This window comes from Ohtaekwangia sp. (genome assembly GCF_036786105.1).
Lineage (GTDB): Bacteria > Bacteroidota > Bacteroidia > Cytophagales > Cyclobacteriaceae > Ohtaekwangia.
In genome coordinates this window covers 1-19,821 of the sequence record NZ_DAIQRQ010000050.1, presented here as the reverse complement: position 1 = coordinate 19,821, position 19,821 = coordinate 1, and the positions used below count along the sequence as shown (strand labels likewise).

Here is a 19,821-nt window from a genome sequence, read left to right as displayed (position 1 = left end):
CGTAGCAGGGGATTACTTCTATCCCTAAATCCATAAAGAGAGATCAGCCGGCTACAAACCCGCCAGTGGTACGTAAAGATTAAAGCCTTCATGAGTGAATTTAATTTAATACCTCAAATTTAGTGATTAAGCCTATTATTAATCACTGATTAACTTTGCAAGGTATACTAATTCAATTTTTGAAGACTTCTGTATTATTAACTATATAAGCTGCAATAAATACCTAGATTAATATCCGTATTTATACGTAGTACAGGGAATACATCTCATTTGATCCCCCAGTTAGGTGTTATGCAAATTAACCGTAAGTACCGGTCTACCCATTTCTTTTACTACACGGTCGGAAAAATGATTGGAGAATATATGAAAACCGTTACCGCTATTCTTTAACACCGCAACGAGTCCTGCGCCCACCTGGCGTGCAAATTCGATGATTCGTTCAGCAGCATCATGCCCCTCCAGAATGGTAACTGAGTAATTATCCAGGTTTGCAATTTTTGCTGCTTGTTTAAAATATTCCTGCTCAATGGGTTCACGATCAGAAGCAACATCGCGAACGTGTACTAAATGGATATGAGCATCAAAGTACCTTGCCAGTAACCCAAGCGTTTCCAAGCCACGTGCACTTTCACCACCGGGTATAACATCCACCGCTGCAACGATATTATTAAACTGCTCCATACGAAATCCATCGCGTACAGATAGTACGGGGCAAGTAGAGACCATAATGGCCTGTTCCGTGTGATTTCCTGTAAATAACTCCTGGATATTTTCTTCTCCGGAGGTTCCCATCACAATAAGATCTATATTTTCATTCTTAATGTACTCATCCAATCCTGCTTTGAAACCATTGTCAACAATGGAAGTCCCGATCATTACATTACCTACACTATATTGGGAGGCTAAGTCTTCCATGCGCTGTTTGGCCGCACGCAGCAAGCGAAGTGTATTTAATGTAGCTTCTTCATCTACCTTGTAGTTAACGTCTCCGGTAGCAGAAAAACTTTCGTCTACAGGATGCGGTGTAAAATGCACCAGGCTGATTACAGCATCTGCACGTTTGGCGATCTCCACAGCCAGCTTCAGACCAAGTTCTGCTATTGGCGTGAGATCCGTTGGTACCAATATCTTTTTCATAAGTATATTTAGTTAAGTAATGCGTCAACTTCCGGCAGGGGAATGAAAAATTCCGGTTCTTCCTGAAAATGAGATGATCCGAAATTTGTCGTTCTTTACTACACCTGAAAAAAAATTTTTACCACTTTGAAGGCCAGTAGCGACAGGCTATAGGACAGTAGTGGTATAATATAATTTAACCTCTTTACAGATAGAGATTGTTCCTGAATCTCAGACTCCGATCTTTCAACAATACATTCCATAACCTGTGAATTCTAAAATCAAACATCATTTTAAGACTTGCAGGAGAGTAGGCTGAGGGTCGCTCATGCTTTTGTAGTAAGCATCCAGAATAAAGGATACAAGAGTACGTTTATCCAAATCCTCCTCCATCACCGAATGGGTCAATAAGTTATCTCTGTATAAAGCGTAATGACGTTGTCCGGATTCAAGACGAGTGACTTTGAAATCGTAGGGTTCTCCCTTGTAATATACCTTTTTCATAACCTGTTATTTGTTTTTTGGTAACTGCGTGAAAAAACTTGTGCCAACCTTTCTATCCGTTGCTATTGAGGTTTTTCTGCAATCGAAAGAGGGAGATTTCATCACTTGTGCCCCAAAAAACAACACAGCTTTTCCATCGGCGTGAAGTCTCGTTTTAGTACATTGTAATGCTATGGACCATTCCACCGAAACAATAACACTCAAAAAAGTTCTGCGTCCCATACATCTTTGGGCACTCGCGGTCGGCCTTGTTATCTCCGGCGAATACTTCGGCTGGAACTACGGATGGGGAGTTGCCGGTACAGTTGGGTTTCTTATTGCTACACTTCTTATTACGGTTATGTATATAGCGTTCATTTTCAGTTTCACGGAGCTGACTACCGCTATACCTCATGCGGGCGGGCCATTTGCCTATTCGTTGCGCGCTTTCGGACCGTGGGGAGGGCTGCTGGCGGGTTATGCCACGCTGGTTGAATTTTTACTGGCAACACCTGCCATTGCGTTTGCACTCGGGAGCTATACACATTTTATATATCCTTCCTTGCCGGCATTGGAAACGGCAGTAGTGTGCTACGTAATTTTTACATTGGTAAATATGCTGGGCATAAAAGAGTCAGCTGTATTTTCCCTGGTTGTTACATTGCTGGCGGTTGCAGAGCTGCTCATCTTTATGGGAATTGTTGCGCCTCATTTTGAGATACGCAACTTTACCAACCACGCCCTGCCTCTATCATGGACAGGAATATTCGCTGCACTGCCATTTGCCGTATGGTTCTACCTGGCCATAGAAGGTGTAGCGATGGTGGCGGAAGAAGTGAAAGATCCGCATCGAAATATACCGCTGGGATATATATCCGGGATACTCACATTAACACTGCTGGCACTGGGGGTGATGATACTCTCCGGCGGTGCTGCCGACTGGCAACAACTGGCTACGATCGACTATCCTTTACCGGAAACTATTGCTGCGGTATTAGGAAAAAATAACAGCATTACGAAATTATTTGCCGGTATAGGACTCTTCGGATTGATTGCATCGTTTCATGGTATTATTATCAGTTACTCACGGCAGCTCTTTGCACTCGCCCGCAGCGGTTTCCTTCCGCCCCTGCTGGCCGCCGTGAACAAGCGCTACCAGACACCACATTGGGCACTCATAATCGGTGGTGTAATAGGAATCATTGCATTATACTCAGGCACTACTGACAAACTAATCATTCTCTCAGGATTGGGAGCGGTGGTTATGTACATCATCAGCATGCTAAGCCTCTTTACACTGCGTAAAAATGAACCCAATCTTTACCGCCCGGTAAAAGCACCGTTTTATCCATTCCTTCCATACATTGCATTGGTACTTTCCATACTGTGTCTGATCGCCATTATATACTATAATTTCTGGCTCAGTGTTATCTTCTTCATTGGGTTTGATGTTAGCGTTATGTTGTTCTCGTGGAAAAGAAAAAGCATGCCTTCTATAGTGGAAGGCGGGTTCGCTACTATTTCTGAAATCAACTAGCTATGGCTTACCGGTATACGATAGGAAATATAACCTATACCTTTGACGATCTGCGCACATTACTGGCGAAAGCATCGCCCTTTCGTTCCGGAGATGCGCTGGCCGGATTAGCCGCTGCCCGTTATGAAGAACGGGTGGCAGCACAACTTGCACTGGCTGACGTTCCATTAAAAACCTTTCTTCACGAGCCGGTTATACCTTATGAGCGCGATGAAATAACAAGATTGATCATCGATGAACATAATTCCTCAGCCTTTGCTCCCATCAGCGGTTTCACGGTTGGTGAGTTACGTGATTGGCTACTTTCCAATGAGGCAACTACCACTGTACTTCAGCAATACGCTTCAGGCTTTACTCCGGAGATGATTGCCGCTGTTTCCAAACTGATGCGGAACCAGGATCTGATCATGGTGTCTTCGAAGTGTGAAGTGATTACGCGCTTCAGAAATACATTGGGCCTTAAGAAGCATCTCGCCACACGACTACAACCCAATCATCCCACCGATGATTTGAAAGGCATTGCAGCCAGTATACTTGACGGGTTACTTTATGGCAGTGGCGATGCCGTGATTGGTATAAACCCTGCAACTGACAACCCGGCTGCCGTACACGCACTCCTCAACATGATTAACCATGTGCGTGAACGCTTCGCTATACCTACACAATCGTGCGTGTTGTGTCATGTAACAACAACGCTACAGCTAATAGAAAAAGGCGCTCCTGTAGATCTGGCGTTTCAGTCCATTGGTGGAACCGAGAAAACGAATAAGAGTTTCGGTATAAACCTCGCCATGCTCCGGGAAGCTTATGACGGTACTCTTGCATTGAATCGGGGAAGTATAGGAAAAAATGTAATGTATTTTGAAACGGGACAAGGCAGTTCACTTTCTGCCAATGCACATGAAGGTGTCGATCAACAAACCTGCGAAGCCCGGGCGTATGCCGTGGCCCGTAAATTTCAGCCCTTGCTGGTTAACTCGGTAGTAGGGTTTATTGGTCCCGAATATTTGTTTGACGGCAAGCAAATTATCCGGGCCGCACTCGAAGATCATTTTTGCGGAAAATTACTAGGCCTTCCGATGGGAATGGATATTTGTTATACAAACCATGCTGAAGCCGATCAGGACGACATGGATAATCTTCTTACGCTGCTCGGTGTTGCCGGCTGCAATTTTATTATGGGTGTACCCGGGGCAGATGATATTATGCTTAATTACCAATCAACATCATTTCACGATGCGCTCTACATCCGAAAATTGCTGGGCCTGCGACCGGCACCCGAGTTTGAGCAATGGCTCATCCGGCAGGGCATAGCAGACGCAGAGGGTAATTTTATTACAGTCGTTGCCTCGCATCCATTATTGAAAGAGCGGCTATAGTATCCATGTATATCTATATCGCAGTCAGAATTTCTGCCTCTTGTGGTAAATAGATATACCAACAACGCATATATATTCAGCTGATACCAAAATTTTATACCTCTATTTACTTCTTAAACTCATACGCCACTACTACCGTATCAAAGGGTGTGGCCTTGAAGGCCGAATATAATGAATCGATGTAGTTCTTTTCTTTTAGTATCCACTTTACTTTATAATCAACCCCGCTCTCTATGGAATAGTCGGTTGAAATAGTACGTTTGCCTTGGCTATCGTGAATAGCATAGGGAGCGATTCCATACGATTTATCCACCTCTTCAAAATCATCCTGAGAATAATAGCTCCACCGCTCATACGCTCCGTTACCTTTTTGAATATAGAGAAACACCGTGTCCTGCTGATGATCCTGTCTATCTCGCGTTAGCGAAATGTTCATGGTTGTAGCAGGCTTCAAATAAGTCACAAACTCATTTGCCTGCCCTTTCTTTACACTATGATTTGCCGTGGTATCTTCATAATCCACCCAATAATGTTTATTGAAGACTTCCGCCCAGTAAGGTTCACAATCATTTTCAGGAATGGTCCAGCGATAACTGACGCCATCCTGCTGGTATAAAATTGTGTCAACGATATAGTCCATAGAAGCACCATAGCGTATCGCCAACCGTACCGAGTCGATAAGCGTATGGGTACGCTTATCAAATACTTTTACGTGCACCGAGGTAGGCCCTGAGCCGTGCTCACAGTAATCGGTTTCGTCTATTAAAAATAAAAAGATGACTAAGGCAGTAAACGATATTCCCAATACACTGCCCAGTATAATCCGCGTAAGCTTCATTGAAATTTAAACCTTATCGATATACTTATTCTTATGCAGCGTTTGAACCACTCTCTGTAAAAAGTATATCATCAGTTTCGATCTGCTGACTATCGCTGAGCAGTGCAGCACGTTCGATCACTGACTTCAACTCACGCACATTGCCCGGCCATGTATGCCGAAGCATGCGCTCGGCAGCACCGTTAGATATAGTCTTGAAAGGCATTTTGTTTGATTTACAGAAAGCAGCCAGAAAACTTTTGGCCAGTATAATTATATCATTGCCACGCTCGCGCAAAGGCGGCAGATGAATGAGAAATCCCTGCAGGCGGTACATCAGATCTTCACGAAATTTACCTTCGCGTACGCGCTGCCCGAGGTCTTTGTTGGTGGCGGCAATCACACGTATATCCAGCTTGATTTCTTTATTGCTGCCCACGCGGGTAATTTTACTGTCCTGCAATACACGTAGCAGCTTAGCCTGCAGATCAAGCGGCATTTCTCCTATCTCATCCAGGAAGATTGTGCCATCATTGGCTTCTTCAAATTTACCAATGCGTTTATAGGTGGCTCCGGTAAAAGCGCCTTTTTCATGACCAAACAGTTCACTTTCAATAAGGTCTACCGGTATAGCTGCCATATTTACCGGCACAAAAGGTTTGCGACTGCGTGGTGAGTTATAGTGAATGGATGCTGCCACCACTTCCTTCCCGGTACCGCTTTCGCCGGTTATTAAGGTAATCAGATTTGTGTTCTCAACTTTCTGAATGAGCTTCAACACCTGCAGTACCGGTTTGCTTTCGCCGAGTATTGCATTGTAACGGTTACGATCAATGATCTGCTCACGAAGTTCAATAACCTCCTTGCGCAGGTTTGTACTGTCAATGAGATTTCGCAGAGAGTTATTCAGCTCAAATACTACATTTTCGTTTTTTATGATGTAGTTATTCACACCTTTGTTATAGGCTTCCACTACTACTTCCAATTTCTCCTGACCGGAGAGGAGGATCGTACGTATGTCGGGGTTTATTTCCTTTATACGTTGCAGAATTTCTACACCGCTCATGTCGGGCAGGTTGTAGTCGATAATAACAATATCAGGGGCCAGATGTAGGTTGTTTAAAAAATCTTTACCGTTCTCAAATACATGTACATCATATAGATCGTTCTGCTCCAGCGAAATCTTGATAAACCGGGTAATGATGGGGTCGTCATCTACCAAAAAAATCCTTGTAACATATTTCTTACTCATAACTACATTAATGTCTGACAATTAATTTTTCTGTTTTCTTCTCATGGCCGCTGGACACTTCCAGTATATATATACCGGTTTCCATGGCCGTTACGTCTACCTGCAACTCCGTTTCGTTAAAGGTATTGGTATATACTACTTTACCACTGCTGCTCGTCATTTTCACAGCCGTTGTATTATTACCTGTCACTACAATGTTCAATTTATCGGATGCCGGGTTCGGATAAATCGAAATCGAGCCGCCTTCATCCGATCCTTTAATCGTCTTCGTATCAACGTATATTACATTTGAATACGTATACTTTTTATCAAGATCAGTTTGCTTTAAACGGTAATATGTAACCGGAGTACGCACTGTTTTATCAGTAGCCGAATACCTGATTTCCTTCGTAGAATTACCGGCTCCCTTTTCATACAGGATTGAATCGAATGTGATACCGTCTGATGAGCGTTCAATCGTGAAATAATCATTGTTCTCTTCGGTAGCAGTAGCCCAGCTCAGATTCACAGCATTGTCTGCCACCACACCGGAAAAGTATAACAGCTTTACCGGTAAAGTAATAATACCGGTGCCTGGTATAGATGTAATCGACATTCTACTGGCTGCCGGAGTTCCTGCCGGGGTTGCTGTATTGCTTGTGCAACTGGCACAATCTTTACCTGTAGTGCCAACTGTGCTTTGTATGGTGACATTGGCGTTGGAAGTAGGATTGGTCTCCATAATGATACCCACACCGCCACCCGCACCACCACCATGAGAGGCTGCATCGGTTACATTGCCTCCGTTACCTCCGTTGGCCCTGGCAATAATTCCGCAGGTAAGTGAATAGTTATTAATATCCAGCACAATGGCGCCACCGCCTCCACCACCGCCGGCCCCATCATTGCCCCCGGTGTTGGCAGCATTAGCACCATCGGCAATAAAGCCATAGGTTCCTGTACAAGTTGATTTCACGGTTTTAGCACGTATAACAATGAGGCCTCCACCATTTGCACCACTCGATGCCAGGTTATTGTTCTGCTGGCCTGATCCACCGCCACCACCAAAAAATATCCTGTTGGTAAGCGATGAATAGGTGAACGCCTTTCCTCCAATTCCTCCGGCATTTGCAATAGCACAACTACCCCCTGGCTGGTAGCCCTGCCCTCCATTGCCTCCATAGGTGTGATTACTGCCGGCACCGCCACCTGCGTTATGCGGATTACCACCACCACCACCGTTGCCCTGGGCACCACGCGCATATAAACTCCCATCGGTAGAAACACCTTCACCTTTCGCTGCAAAGTCATTGGATGTTGACTTATAGGTGGTATTGTCAGGGCAATCGCCATTGCTTCCGCCACTGGCGCCTCCTGCAAATCCCTGCCCGGTAACATTAACACTGGCGCCCAAGGTGAGAATATTGGAAACCTGGAACGCTACAACGCCTCCCCTACCGGAAGTAGCACTCCAAGGCGTGGCCGTGATGGTTCCGGTTACGGTAGCATCAGTATACGAAGGCACACTGATTAACTGAACATAATCAGATGCAGTATAGCTGTTGGTAAGACTGGTAACGGTAATTGAATAGGGACCCGATCCGGATTGCGCGGATACCACAGCAAATTCGTAGTAGCCTGCGTTGTTGAGGCTTGAAATCGTTCCATAACTGGAAGTATTCGAGTTGTCGATGTTAGCTCCTTTTGCCTGGTAAATCATAATCGTTTTACCCACTGCGAAATCAGCAATACTTCCCGAAAGGTTATCGGCTGTAAACGTTCTGCTGCTGATACTGGTAACCCGCAGGTAACTATTGATAACGCCGCTGATATTTGAAGTGGCCGCCTTTGCCGTAAAGGGCACGCCAACATTAAGATAGAAAATAATACCGGCAATGATAATACCTGCCACAGCGAAGACAGAACCGATAATGATAAGCTTGGTGCTAAGTTTAGTGGTAACCGTTGGCCTGGGCGTTTGCCGCGCTTTTAACTTCATAACGGGAGGGTTTTAACATGATAATTTAAAAAAAATATTTAATAATCATGATACCGTGAATATAATGCTATTTCCACGGTGTCTCTATGCTATAAAAGAGATGGGTGTACCCCATACGAGCACCACTGATGAGCCTGAAAGACAGCACACTTATCAGGATATAGCGTTAACGAATTTCCGGATTCGTACGGCAACGTAACGTTTCAGGTAGACTTCATTGAGAAATACATTCGACCAGTTCTCGAATCGCCTGCATTGAATGCCCAGGTAAAAATAGTGCAGGCATATACCCAGCATCGGCAGTATACGTCTCTCTTCATCGTGAATCTTCACCATACGCTCGTAGCCTTTCAGAAAACTGTCTTTTTTTAATATATACTCTTTCTCATCGGGTTCCAGTACAAACAGCTGCATCAGGTAATAGGCTATGTCGAGGCAAAGCCATCCATTGCCGCAAAAGTCAAAATCGAAAAGGGTAATGCCTTGCTCCGGGCTGATGTTGAGATTATCAAACCATATATCCAGGTGTACCGCTCCTTTCCGGAGATTTCCGGTGTTAACAGACCGAAAAGCGTGTAGCAGTTCCTGCTGTGTCGCAAACAGGAAAGTCATCTCATCGCTGTCTGCAGGAAGAAACTTCTTTACCGATTCCAGTGACTCTACCAACAGCACCCGGGCTGAGTAAGTGATTCGATCCAACACAAAGTCTTCAGCTTTCAGATGAATGCGGCCCATCAACTCGCCGATCTGCTCATGTACATCGGCTGAAAAATTCTGAAGTTTATTCCCCGGAGCATACGAAAACATGACAGCCAATCGATCGCCCTCGGGCGCACCTACGGTTTGAATATAATTTCCATTCGCATCGGCAATAGGATAGGAAACCTGGACGCCGGCCCTGTACAAATGATCTATAAATCTAAGCTCTTCCGAAATTTCGTCCCTGGTACGCCAGTTTAAACTATAAATACGGAAGATATATCGGGCAGCACCATCTTCAATAAGATAAGAATGATTGATACCCGCTTTCAGCAACCGGGCTGCTGATTGAGAAGACAATGCGTATAGCGCTCTTGCAAACAGGTTGAGATGCTCTGCTGATAATATGGAACTGGCAGCCGGAATTTTTTTCACACGTAGAAAGATTGGTTGCAGGAAAGTCGCACCATTCGGACTATCCTTAAAACGAGTGAAGTTAAAAAATTCGGTTAATAATGTATGCTAAACAGCATGGGTGACAAAACGTTCATAGGCATATAAATTCAGTTGTTATCTTTGCCGGCTTGATTATAATTATGTTTCGGATTGTTTTCTTTTTTATTCTTATATTCTGCATGCAGGCAGGATTAGCGCAGCAGGTTGATAGCACAGATGTATCAGAACCTGAGGGAGGCCTTTCCAAATTAGCTGCGAGGTATTATAAAATACGATTCACCACAGCACAGAGAAAAATTCTGCAAGATTTGCCCATCGAATTCATGTATAGTGTAGATGCAAACGGGAATGCTACGCTGGAAGATATAAGGGGAATAGATGACCGGGCGATACTCGACAGTCTGGTAACAAAATCTATAAAGTTGCCCAGGTTTCGGCAACGCATTGTAAATGGAACCGCGGAGAGTTATATATATTTTATGAAGCTCACGTTCCCGACATACAACCTCTCAAACAGACGCACAACCTATTTTCAAAGGCCACTAACAATCGATGATTTCGAATCGATTGAACGATCGCACTGGCGCGAGGACGTACTGATAAGCGGGGCGGCCAATGCTTTTGCCGGCAATGCATCCGAATACCTGCGTCCGGGAGGCGGGTTCCGCATGGAGTTCATGTATATGAACGAAAAAACTATTGGAGCAGGCCTGGTAATGTCGCTCTATGGAAACAGTTTGAAAAAAGATTACCCGATTGTTACCAGCCGGGCGCAGAACAACGCACCGCCTACTATGTTTGTCGGAGGAGCCATAAACAAAACACTCGTTAATGAAGAACGGCGTAAACTCCACGCACAGTTGGAATTGTGTTACGCCCTTCAAAACATTGTGAGTCGCGATAACGCGAATAGTGATTATCTGCAATTGAAAGGATTCAGTCCTGCGTTAACCGCTCACTACGAACTGGCATTTGGAAAAGCTAGCATACAAAGCTGGTTCGGGAAACGTCCTGCCCTTGTCCAAAATATGATAAATTTTCACGCGTCTGCGAGACCTGTCTTTTTCAATCTTCATGAGGCTTCCGGATTTATGTTTGAATTAGGTATTGGTTACAGGCTGGGTATATATTCGGTAGTAGGATACGAACTCAAACCTCAATGATCGTGGTACCTCAGGGAGGCAATTGCCTCGGGAAATTTCTTTATGGTACATCTGATCGTCCAGATGGCCAAATTCCTGCGTTCCTATGCTCTGTTACCGTGTGTTCGTTGACCGTAAACCCGCTATTGTGAAGATATACCGGAAAAGTACGGTAGTTCTGATGAACGAATTGTCAAACATTTTTGCAAATAATTTGATATCTTGAAGTCGTTTTCTGTTTTGTGAAAAGAATTGAGTGCTTCCAGAGTAGCACGACAGGAGATGTATACGATTTAAAACCTTATGGCCAAACAAGACGAGTCAGCACACAAAAAAGACCTGGAGAAGAGAAAGCTTCAGAAGAAAAAAGAAAAAGAACAGCGCAGAGAAGAACGAAAAGCGCAAGCCAAAGAAGGGCGAAGCTTCGAAGACATGCTCGCCTACGTAGATGAAAATGGAAACATTGTATCTACTCCTCCCGATCCTACCAAGAAGAAAGTTATCGATGAAAAAGATGTGGTGATCGGTGCCCGAAACAGCAATTCAGAGCAAGGTAACAATGCAGCCGATTCTGCCCGAAAAGGTAAAGTTACGTTCTTCAATAGCGGCAAAGGTTTCGGTTTTATTAAAGATTCACAGACTCAGGAAAGCATATTTGTACACGTAAACAACGTAAACGGCCCCATTAAGGAAAACGACACGGTTACCTTTGAAACAGAACGCGGCCCGAAGGGACTGAGCGCGGTTCGTGTAAAGGTTATCCATTAAGAGATTATCCTCATTATAAATAACCACCTCAACGGGTGGTTATTTATTTAGCCTTTCTCCAATTCTAAAAATGCCGTTTTGAAAATACTACTTCCTTCGGCTGGCCGTTCACCTTTACAGAGATTACAATACTATCGCTGTTTTGCGTTACCACTTCAAGGTCTGACAAAATCTCTTCGTCATTAATTATTCGCTCCCGATGTTCTCCAATTGCCGTTTCGGTGAAGAGACCCTTTCTTACTAATGTTACTCCAATGGCCATCCCATTGGAAGATCTCAAAGAAAAATGGTTATCATCATAATATACCTGCGGATAAAGCAGCACTGCCAGCAACGGTGCAGCCACCAGCAATGCAAAGATACGGTCTGCTAAAACGGCCAAAGGCACTATCAGCGGATAATATATATAAGCTCCAAAATATATTTTGGATATAAGAGGAAGCTTTCTTCTATAGAAGGCGAATATCATAGCACCCGTCAGCAAAAATACCATCCCGATGAAATGATCTATCCAGGCAGTTCGTAAAGACGTGTCTGCAATGGCAACCAGGCATGCATCGAGAAAAAAGATCAATCCCGAAATACAATGCCCTGCAATAAGATTACGCTCATAGCGGTCGGCCCAGGAGTTGGTAAAAAATGAAGATATAATAATCCCGACTAAAATTACCGCATATAGTACCGCCAAAACCATATTTACTTCGAGTTTCGTAAATATAGAATTAATCCCAACGGCTATTCTGTCAGCATATTTATTTTCTTCCGGATGATCTCCTTATCCGTTTTCGTTTTTGCAAGACTATAGGCAGTTTCGAAATTCAGCTTCGCCTTTGCATCGTTTATACCTTTATATAATTCGCCCAGCAACGCGAAGTAAAAGTGGTTGTTAGTCAGGTTTAGTTTCTCGGCTTCGGCAATCGCAATGGCATTGCCTTTTACTTTCGCCAGTGCATACGTGCGGTTTAATGCGGCTATAGGCGAATACTCTATCACCAGCAACTGATTGTATAGCTGCAATACAGCCTCCCATTTTTCTGAAGTGTCGGCCTTTATTGTAAACCAGTACGCAATGCTGGCTTCGATATGATACCGCGACAGTATATTTCCCTGTGATGCCCGATGAAGATACCAGGCACCTTGAGAGATGAGAGTTCGGTCCCAGAGATTTTCATCCTGGTCGTGATACAGGATCATCTCTCCTTTTGAGTCCTTGCGCGCTTTAAAACGCGAAGCCTGAAAACACATCAATGCATACAGTGCATGTACCGATGGCTGACTGGTTTGAGTATTCTCTATCAATAACAGGGTTAGCCGCATAGCTTCCTGGCAAAGGTCTTCGCGCAGAACACTGTCTTCACTTTCTGAATAATAACCTTCGCTGAAAAGCAGGTATAGGGTAGTCAGCACGGTTTCCAGGCGTTTAGCGATCTCTGCTTCATCCGGAAACCCGATCATTACTTTCTCCTGCCGCAGTTTCTCGCGAGCCCGGAACAATCTCTTATTGATGACATCTTTGTTCGTGAGAAAAGCATTGGCAATCTCTTCAATACCAAAGCCACAGAGTATGCGAAGCGATAAACCAATTTGCGCCTCCACCGGTATAGCAGGATGACACAATGCAAACAACATCTGCAACTGACTGTCGGTAATATTCTGTTCCGACAAGTCAATTTCAATTTCCTCCAGCAATGGTGTTGCTTCCTTTACCTGCTCGGTAATCTTACCGGCAAACAGGTTATGCCGATGTATATAGTTTTTAGCTTTGTTCTTTGCGGCAGCATACAACCAAGCCGTTGGGTTATCCGGAAGGCCTTTATAGGGCCATGTTTCCATGGCGAGTAAAAAGGTTTCACTCGCTATATCTTCGGCAACTTCTATGTGCTCAATGCCCAACCGCCTGGCAAGCACCGAAGTAATTTTTCTAAACTCCGTTCTGAATAAATGTGGTATCAGTTCCTGTTGCTGCATAACTTTCAAAACACTCAATGAAGAGAAGTTATTCGCTACACGTTAATCGTTATTAGAAAGATTCTATTAACGATTAACGTGTAGCGAATAACTTATTTTTCTGTGCTATTCTGTGAAATCTGTGGGAAATAAATGCATTTTATTCCCACAGATTTCACAGAATAGCACAGATCGTTTAGAGTAACCGTTAATATACTTTTCCCGATAACGATTAACCGGTAACGGATAACGACTAATGAACACCATCTCCCTTCGCGATCTTGCGTACTTCCATGGTGTTGCCTTCGCCCTGCAATACCGGACAACCTTTGGCAAACTCTACAGCTTCATCCACTGAATTGGCGCGTACAATGATAAAACCTCCAATGGTTTCCTTCACATCACCAAACGGCCCGTTAACAACAACCTTGTTCGACTTCACCACACGGGCATCATCGAATGGCAATCCCGTGCCGCTTACAAATTTGTTCTGTGCGGCAATGCCACCAATCCAGTCCATAGTCTGTTTCATCCATTGCTGCATTTGTTCCGGCGAAGCAATCTTGCTGCCATCTTCATGTCTCATAATCAAAGCGTACTCTTGCATGTGTTTTATGTTTAAGGTTTATAAATGTGTTACATTTATATGACAATCGGGATTACCGGATTTGGACATTCGCCCCCATTTATTTTTCCTCTTAATCAAAGATACTCTGCAAAAATCACAGCTGCATCTATAGCAACATAATCATCCCACTTTGTCAACTTCCGACCAAGACGATCAACCTGGTTTACAACAGGCAATGATCATTCATTCTATGAAACAAGATCACAAACGTGACAAAGTAGGATTATATGTATATATTTAATTCCGTATAACTCAATGTATGCGCAACCGTTCTGCCTTACTCTTCCTGCTGCTGGCGATGGCCTATACGGGTCGTGCACAGAGCGTTATATCCGGCAAAGTGATCGACAGTCTTACGCAACAACCCATTGCGTTTGTAAGTGTTACACTTCAGGATGGCAGGCATGGAACCAATTCGGATATTGAAGGAAACTTCAAGCTTTCCATTCCCACCGGATATACCGGGGCCGTTTTCTTGTCGCACGTAAGCTATCAGAAGGCAACACTACCTTTGTCGGCATTCCATCAAAAGACAACGATCGCACTGAAGCAAAATTCCACACTGCTATCAGAGCTTACTGTGCTGTCAGGCGAGAATCCAGCCTTTAAAATCATCCGCCAAGCGATAGAACATCGAAAAGAAAATGATCCTAAAAATCTGAAGTCATACAGCTATACTTCTTACTCCAAATTCCTGGTAACACCAAGCGAGCCCGATCGAAAAACAGATTCCCTGCTCTACGTCTGGCAACATCAGCCCGATTCGGTTAAACTCACTAAAGATCAGAAAGACATCATGCAATTCAATAAACTGGCGGAGATGTCGAATTTGTTTCTGAGTGAGTCTGTATCCGAAAAGAAAGTGATGAACCCGGGGCAGAGCAAAGAAAAGTTGCTGGCCTATAACATCTCCGGATTCAAGAGTCCCATCTTTAGCAGTGCTGCTATGGATGCGCAGCCTTTCTCTTTCTATGACGAAAATATAGCACTGTTCGGCAAAGAGTTCATCAACCCGATACAGCCTGGCACATTCAGACGCTACGATTTTTATATTGTAGATACGACCTACTATCATACCGATACAGTATATGTTATACAATTTAGTCCGCGTGAAAAAAAGTATTTCAACGGACTTGAAGGTCTTATCTCCATTTCTGTCGACAATTATGCTATAAAAAATGTAATGGCGTCTGCAGCCGATTCGTTGGCAATGGTAGGTATACGCTTTCAGCAGGATTATGAAAAGATTGACGGGCACTGGTTTCCGGTACAGTTAAACACCGATATGGACTTTCATAACCTCAACCTCGCAGGCCGCACGTTAAAAGCACAGCAACGCAGTTTCTTTAAAGAGATAAAAATCGATCCACCTGTGGATGCCCATGAGTTTGGCGACATTAAACTGGAGCTTTCGTCTATCAATAAAAATGTAAATGCGGCTATACTCGATCGATACCGAGTTGCTCCGCTGGATGTAAAAGAACTAAACACGATGGTAGCCATGGATACGATGATGCGCAAAGTACGCTGGCTCGATGGCGTCTTCGAGGCGCTTGCTACCGGATATATACCGGCGGGCTGGGCGGAGATCGATTTGAGCAAAGTAGCTTCTTTCAATCAATACGAAGGAACACGCATCGGCATGGGACTCTATACCAACGACCGATTTTCTAAATTAATAAGAGCTGGCGGCTTCTATGGCTACGGTATAAAAGATCATCAAAGTAAATATGGTGGCGAAGTGAAGCTCACATTCAACCGGAACCGCGATTTTTTTCTGCGCCTCTCCTATGCACATACCATCTATGAAACCGGCTCGCTGCATGAATATAACGAAGGACAATTTTTGAGCAACTCATCGTTTCGTAAGTGGGCCGCCTCACAATACGATGGCATTACAGCATACAAAACCGAATTCGGCTATCGCATACTGCCGAATATACATGCACTGGCATCTCTCGCCTACAACGAGATTAGGCCAACCTATGCGTACACCATGCAGGTGAACGGAGAACCACAAAGTACCTTTAACATCGCAGAAGGTGGATTCGCCATTCGTTATGTGCGGCAGGAAAGTTATACCAGCCTGCGGGGAAAGAAAATATTCCTTTCATACAAGTATCCGGTAATAACATTCGCGCTCACCAAAGCGCTGAATCTCTTTAATGCTAAAGACTTCCGGTATACCATTTACGATTTCACATTGAAACATCAGACGCGCTACACTGCCTTCGGAAAAACAATGGTTACAATAATGGCTGGTATAGTAGATGGCAATGCGCCCTATGGAAAGCTATTCAACGGTCGCGGTGGCAAGACTTCTTCGTTCTACGTAGAGAATAACTTTCAAACGATGGGATTATACGAATTTACAGCTTCAAAATATGTGGCTATATTCTTTCGCCATAATTTTGGCAACGTGCTGCTTCGTAAAAAATACTCTAAACCCGAACTGCTCATCTTTCAACATGCCAGCGTGGGCACACTTACGCACGCTTCGCTACATCAGGGTATACTTATTCAAAGCATGGATAAAGGCTACTTCGAATCGGGTATTGGGCTGGATAATATTATACGAATACCGTATATAGGTTTGGGATATTTTAATTTTGGCGGATCGATATTCTATCGCTACGGGCCGTACCAGTTGCCTGTGCAGAGTGATAACGTTGTGTATAGGGTAAATTTTACGTTTACATTGTAAAAAAAGATACCATAAAAGGTGGTAGTAAACACTATTAAAAAGAAACCGACAACTCATTGCTCATATTCGAATATTAATTGTAAATATATCCTCTGATAGCAGCTCTTGAAAACTACGTTGTATGAATATCAAATTTATCAATCATCTAGATCCTTTTTTAGAACAAGTTATTGCTTTAGGCAAACGGAACTCGGCTACACTTGGTTTAATGCCCCGAGATGCATATATAGATCAAGCAAAAAAGAAATGTATTGTGGTAACGCACGATGATGATATGGTGATTGGTTTTTGTCTTTTTAGAATAGCAGGTTCAAAAGACAGAATAGGAATAACACAAGTCTGTATTCATGAAAATCACAGGAATAGAGGTATTCCTAAAATACTTTTGGATGCAATCCAGAATAAATACCAACATCAATTCGCAGGTATGCTAGTAAGTTGCCGAGAAGACTATACACATGCGTGCAAATTGTGGGAAAAATACGGCTTTGTTATATTGAAGAGAACCAGGAGCAGGAGTTCGGAAGAAAAGTACTTGCTAAAGTTCTGGTTTGAATTTGGAAGACCTAATCTCTTTACACAAGAAGTCTCCACACTAAAAGTGGTGCTAGATCTGAACATTATCATCAAGCTAAGAGATTGTGATTCTTCCATAGAAGAAGTACATTTTTTAATGTCAGATTGGTTAATTGACGAAGTAGATTTTTTCTATGCAAAAGAAACTCTCAATGAAATACACCGAGACCAAGATCACAAGCGTACAGACCTTACTCGGCAGTATCTGAGTAATAATTTCAAGTCACTAACCTGCAATCCAAAGGAAATACAAAAATATCTGCCTAAGCTTGAAACCCTGCATCCAGGCGAGTCTGCTAATTATATTTCCGACCGCAAACAAATAGCTGAATGCAAAGCCTGTGAAGCCGAATATTTCATAACAATAGATAGTGAAATTTTAACGAGAAGGGAAGCCATCCAAGATTATTTAAACATACGAATACTACGCCCAAGTGAATTTATACTTGAACTCGATGAACTTAAAAACAAACAATTGTATGAACCTGCCAGGCTGCAAGGAGCTAGATATACTATTCAAAAAATCAATTCATCGCAATTAGCGTCCTGTATAGATATATTTCTTAATAAGAGCCATCAAGAAAAAAAGGCAGAATTTCAACAAGTGGTTTTCAACACTGTATCAGACTCTCAAAACTCCTGCGTAAAAGTCATTATTTCACCTGAAAACGAGAAAATTTGCATCTTCGGAATCAAATATCAAATCGAAAGTATAGAAGTGCCCTTTGTAAGGCTAAAGGAAAATGTCCTAAGGAATACACTATTCAATCAAATTCTAACAGAATTCATAAGAGATGCAGTAAACAATCAAAAAAGTATTATTGATATTCAAGAGAAAAGCTTACCAAGTGATTTTATTTCTATTCTTATTAGAAACGGATTCTTTAAATTACAAAACAGTTGGTGTAAGATAGCGCTGTCTGGAATATGTCACTCTGATGAGTTGCTTGATAGGTACTCACCCCTTGGTCAATATCAACATTTCACAGAAACACTTGGAATGGTAAGCAGCCTCAATAAAAATGAGAAAAATGAATTTTTGTTCGACATCGAACGAAAGTTATGGCCATTAAAACTTTCTAATATAGAGCGGCCAGTCTTCATAGTTCCGATAAAACCATACTGGGCATCTCAGTTGTTTGATTCAATTAGTGCTAATTCATTTATATTCGGGGCTCCACCAGAGCTATCATGGAGCAGAGAAAATGTATACTATAGAAGCGTCAAGCCTAATCTTGAAAAATATCCAGGCCTAATCCTATGGTATGCAAGCGAACAAAAAGACTTTCCTCGTAAAAAGGCCATTGTAGCATGCTCGTATCTTAACAATGTTGAAATTGGTGAGGCTAAGCGGCTTTTCACAGTATTCAAACGTTATGGTGTGTATAAATGGAAAGAGATATTTAAGTTAGCAGGAGAAAATAGCAGAAATCCCATCAAGGCATTACAATTCAGTGATACTGAGGTGTTTGAAAAACCGATAAAATTAAAAAGAGTTCAGGAAATTATGTTATCCGAGAACTTTAAAAAAAATACTTTTACATCACCAGTTAAAGTTAACTCAACGATCTTTAATAAGATTTATAAAGAAGCTAAACAAATCAAATGAGTAAATACGTCCTTTTATCAATTAAACAACAATATGTAGATAGGATTTTGAATGGGTCCAAAACAATTGAATTACGGAAATCAAAACCCAACGTTTCTCCTGGGGATTATGTAATCATTTACTGTACTTCACCAATCAAAGCAATCGTTGGTGTTGCCGCTATAAAACAAGTTATAACGCATTCTCCGGAAAGAATGTGGCAGCTTCATTCGAAAAGCCTTGGCATTGACAAGGAAAGCTATTTTAAATATTATAAAAGCTCGGAAACCGCCGTTGGCATTATGTTACAAAACGTAGTTAGGTTATCCGATAAAATATACCTCAACGCTATTAAAAAACAACTTCCGAAATTCACTCCACCCCAAACCTATAAATACTTTGTAAACTTTAATCCCCATGAAAAATTTTATCTAACTCCAATGTAACGATGTGGGCGAATTCACCCACACTTATCTTGTCAGCCTATTCTACATTTGCGCCTGTTAAACAATGAAGCACTTATGTCGATGGCAGCTTATTTATTAGACAAACCTCTCTCACCAAAAATTGAAGAGGCACTTAGAATATTTTTAAATCGCACGCCTCCTAACCGTCTCAGCCGCACGGTACGCTTGTTGCTCCTGGAATACCTGATCCACCAGCACGATTTTCTTCCTCTTGATTTTCACGTTTCCCTGGGAGATCTCTCCAACCTGTTCAAGTTATTCGATCAACTCGATGCAGCGACAAA

General features: G+C 42.8%; 16 protein-coding genes. 8 read left to right on the top strand and 8 right to left on the bottom strand.

Annotated features, from left to right (window positions below; translation table 11 throughout):
• Positions 1-282: 282 nt before the first annotated feature.
• On the bottom strand, positions 283-1,137 hold the full coding sequence (locus tag V7Q33_RS17645; protein WP_333820675.1) for a universal stress protein: 855 nt from the start codon (positions 1,135-1,137) through the stop codon (positions 283-285).
• 655 nt (positions 1,138-1,792) lie between these two features.
• Here V7Q33_RS17645 and eat point away from each other — a divergent pair.
• Both eat and V7Q33_RS17635 read left to right on the top strand, forming a co-directional pair.
• Positions 1,793-3,136, top strand: a complete 1,344-nt coding sequence (gene eat, locus V7Q33_RS17640; protein WP_331974353.1) for an ethanolamine permease — start codon at positions 1,793-1,795, stop codon at positions 3,134-3,136.
• 2 nt (positions 3,137-3,138) lie between these two features.
• A complete protein-coding gene (locus tag V7Q33_RS17635; RefSeq protein ID WP_331974351.1) occupies positions 3,139-4,515 on the top strand; it encodes an ethanolamine ammonia-lyase subunit EutB in 1,377 nt (458 codons plus the stop codon).
• Positions 4,516-4,621: 106 nt separating this feature from the next.
• On the opposite strand, the gene V7Q33_RS17630 is transcribed toward V7Q33_RS17635, so the two are convergent.
• The 4 genes from V7Q33_RS17630 to V7Q33_RS17615 form a co-directional block, all read right to left on the bottom strand.
• Complete coding sequence (locus V7Q33_RS17630; protein WP_333820674.1) at positions 4,622-5,353, bottom strand: hypothetical protein; 732 nt, start codon at positions 5,351-5,353, stop codon at positions 4,622-4,624.
• A gap of 31 nt (positions 5,354-5,384) precedes the next feature.
• Positions 5,385-6,584 carry a sigma-54-dependent transcriptional regulator gene (locus V7Q33_RS17625; RefSeq protein ID WP_331974347.1) on the bottom strand — a complete coding sequence of 400 codons (1,200 nt, stop codon included), beginning with the start codon at positions 6,582-6,584 and terminating at the stop codon, positions 5,385-5,387.
• Between the two features lie 7 nt (positions 6,585-6,591).
• A complete protein-coding gene (locus V7Q33_RS17620) occupies positions 6,592-8,562 on the bottom strand; it encodes a T9SS type A sorting domain-containing protein (protein WP_333820673.1) in 1,971 nt (656 codons plus the stop codon).
• A gap of 153 nt (positions 8,563-8,715) precedes the next feature.
• Positions 8,716-9,696, bottom strand: a complete 981-nt coding sequence (locus tag V7Q33_RS17615) for a phosphotransferase enzyme family protein (RefSeq protein ID WP_333820672.1) — start codon at positions 9,694-9,696, stop codon at positions 8,716-8,718.
• 200 nt (positions 9,697-9,896) lie between these two features.
• On the opposite strand from V7Q33_RS17615, the gene V7Q33_RS17610 reads away from it, so the two are divergent.
• Entirely contained in the window at positions 9,897-10,880 is a 984-nt protein-coding gene (locus V7Q33_RS17610; RefSeq protein ID WP_333820671.1) for a hypothetical protein, read from the top strand.
• Positions 10,881-11,162: 282 nt separating this feature from the next.
• Entirely contained in the window at positions 11,163-11,627 is a 465-nt protein-coding gene (locus tag V7Q33_RS17605; protein WP_331974339.1) for a cold-shock protein, read from the top strand.
• Between the two features lie 64 nt (positions 11,628-11,691).
• On the opposite strand, the gene V7Q33_RS17600 is transcribed toward V7Q33_RS17605, so the two are convergent.
• From V7Q33_RS17600 to V7Q33_RS17590, 3 genes are all read right to left on the bottom strand, one after another.
• Positions 11,692-12,321, bottom strand: coding sequence for a hypothetical protein (locus V7Q33_RS17600; protein WP_333820670.1), 630 nt, complete (start codon positions 12,319-12,321; stop codon positions 11,692-11,694).
• A 41-nt stretch (positions 12,322-12,362) separates the two neighbouring features.
• Complete coding sequence (locus V7Q33_RS17595; RefSeq protein WP_331974440.1) at positions 12,363-13,595, bottom strand: RNA polymerase sigma factor; 1,233 nt, start codon at positions 13,593-13,595, stop codon at positions 12,363-12,365.
• 232 nt (positions 13,596-13,827) lie between these two features.
• A complete protein-coding gene (locus V7Q33_RS17590; protein ID WP_331975022.1) occupies positions 13,828-14,181 on the bottom strand; it encodes a YciI family protein in 354 nt (117 codons plus the stop codon).
• Between the two features lie 280 nt (positions 14,182-14,461).
• Between V7Q33_RS17590 and V7Q33_RS17585 the strand changes: the two genes are divergently transcribed.
• From V7Q33_RS17585 to V7Q33_RS17570, 4 genes are all read left to right on the top strand, one after another.
• Entirely contained in the window at positions 14,462-16,906 is a 2,445-nt protein-coding gene (locus V7Q33_RS17585; RefSeq protein ID WP_333820668.1) for a DUF5686 family protein, read from the top strand.
• A gap of 121 nt (positions 16,907-17,027) precedes the next feature.
• A complete protein-coding gene (locus V7Q33_RS17580) occupies positions 17,028-19,091 on the top strand; it encodes a GNAT family N-acetyltransferase (RefSeq protein WP_333820667.1) in 2,064 nt (687 codons plus the stop codon).
• Entirely contained in the window at positions 19,088-19,516 is a 429-nt protein-coding gene (locus V7Q33_RS17575) for an ASCH domain-containing protein (RefSeq protein ID WP_333820666.1), read from the top strand. The genes V7Q33_RS17580 and V7Q33_RS17575 overlap by 4 nt, the downstream gene beginning before the upstream one ends.
• 81 nt (positions 19,517-19,597) lie before the next feature.
• Positions 19,598-19,821, top strand: a 224-nt coding sequence (locus V7Q33_RS17570) for a hypothetical protein (RefSeq protein ID WP_333820665.1), incomplete at its 3' end; no start/stop codon positions are given.

Coding starts and splice junctions, on each gene's coding strand:
- V7Q33_RS17635 (WP_331974351.1), top strand. CDS start 3,139: ATGGCTTACCGGTATACGATAGGAAATATAACCTATACCTTTGACGAT.
- V7Q33_RS17600 (WP_333820670.1), bottom strand. CDS start 12,321: ATGGTTTTGGCGGTACTATATGCGGTAATTTTAGTCGGGATTATTATA.
- eat (WP_331974353.1), top strand. CDS start 1,793: ATGGACCATTCCACCGAAACAATAACACTCAAAAAAGTTCTGCGTCCC.
- V7Q33_RS17575 (WP_333820666.1), top strand. CDS start 19,088: ATGAGTAAATACGTCCTTTTATCAATTAAACAACAATATGTAGATAGG.
- V7Q33_RS17645 (WP_333820675.1), bottom strand. CDS start 1,137: ATGAAAAAGATATTGGTACCAACGGATCTCACGCCAATAGCAGAACTT.
- V7Q33_RS17630 (WP_333820674.1), bottom strand. CDS start 5,353: ATGAAGCTTACGCGGATTATACTGGGCAGTGTATTGGGAATATCGTTT.
- V7Q33_RS17585 (WP_333820668.1), top strand. CDS start 14,462: ATGCGCAACCGTTCTGCCTTACTCTTCCTGCTGCTGGCGATGGCCTAT.
- V7Q33_RS17625 (WP_331974347.1), bottom strand. CDS start 6,584: ATGAGTAAGAAATATGTTACAAGGATTTTTTTGGTAGATGACGACCCC.
- V7Q33_RS17595 (WP_331974440.1), bottom strand. CDS start 13,595: ATGCAGCAACAGGAACTGATACCACATTTATTCAGAACGGAGTTTAGA.
- V7Q33_RS17620 (WP_333820673.1), bottom strand. CDS start 8,562: ATGAAGTTAAAAGCGCGGCAAACGCCCAGGCCAACGGTTACCACTAAA.
- V7Q33_RS17605 (WP_331974339.1), top strand. CDS start 11,163: ATGGCCAAACAAGACGAGTCAGCACACAAAAAAGACCTGGAGAAGAGA.
- V7Q33_RS17590 (WP_331975022.1), bottom strand. CDS start 14,181: ATGCAAGAGTACGCTTTGATTATGAGACATGAAGATGGCAGCAAGATT.
- V7Q33_RS17610 (WP_333820671.1), top strand. CDS start 9,897: ATGCAGGCAGGATTAGCGCAGCAGGTTGATAGCACAGATGTATCAGAA.
- V7Q33_RS17580 (WP_333820667.1), top strand. CDS start 17,028: ATGAATATCAAATTTATCAATCATCTAGATCCTTTTTTAGAACAAGTT.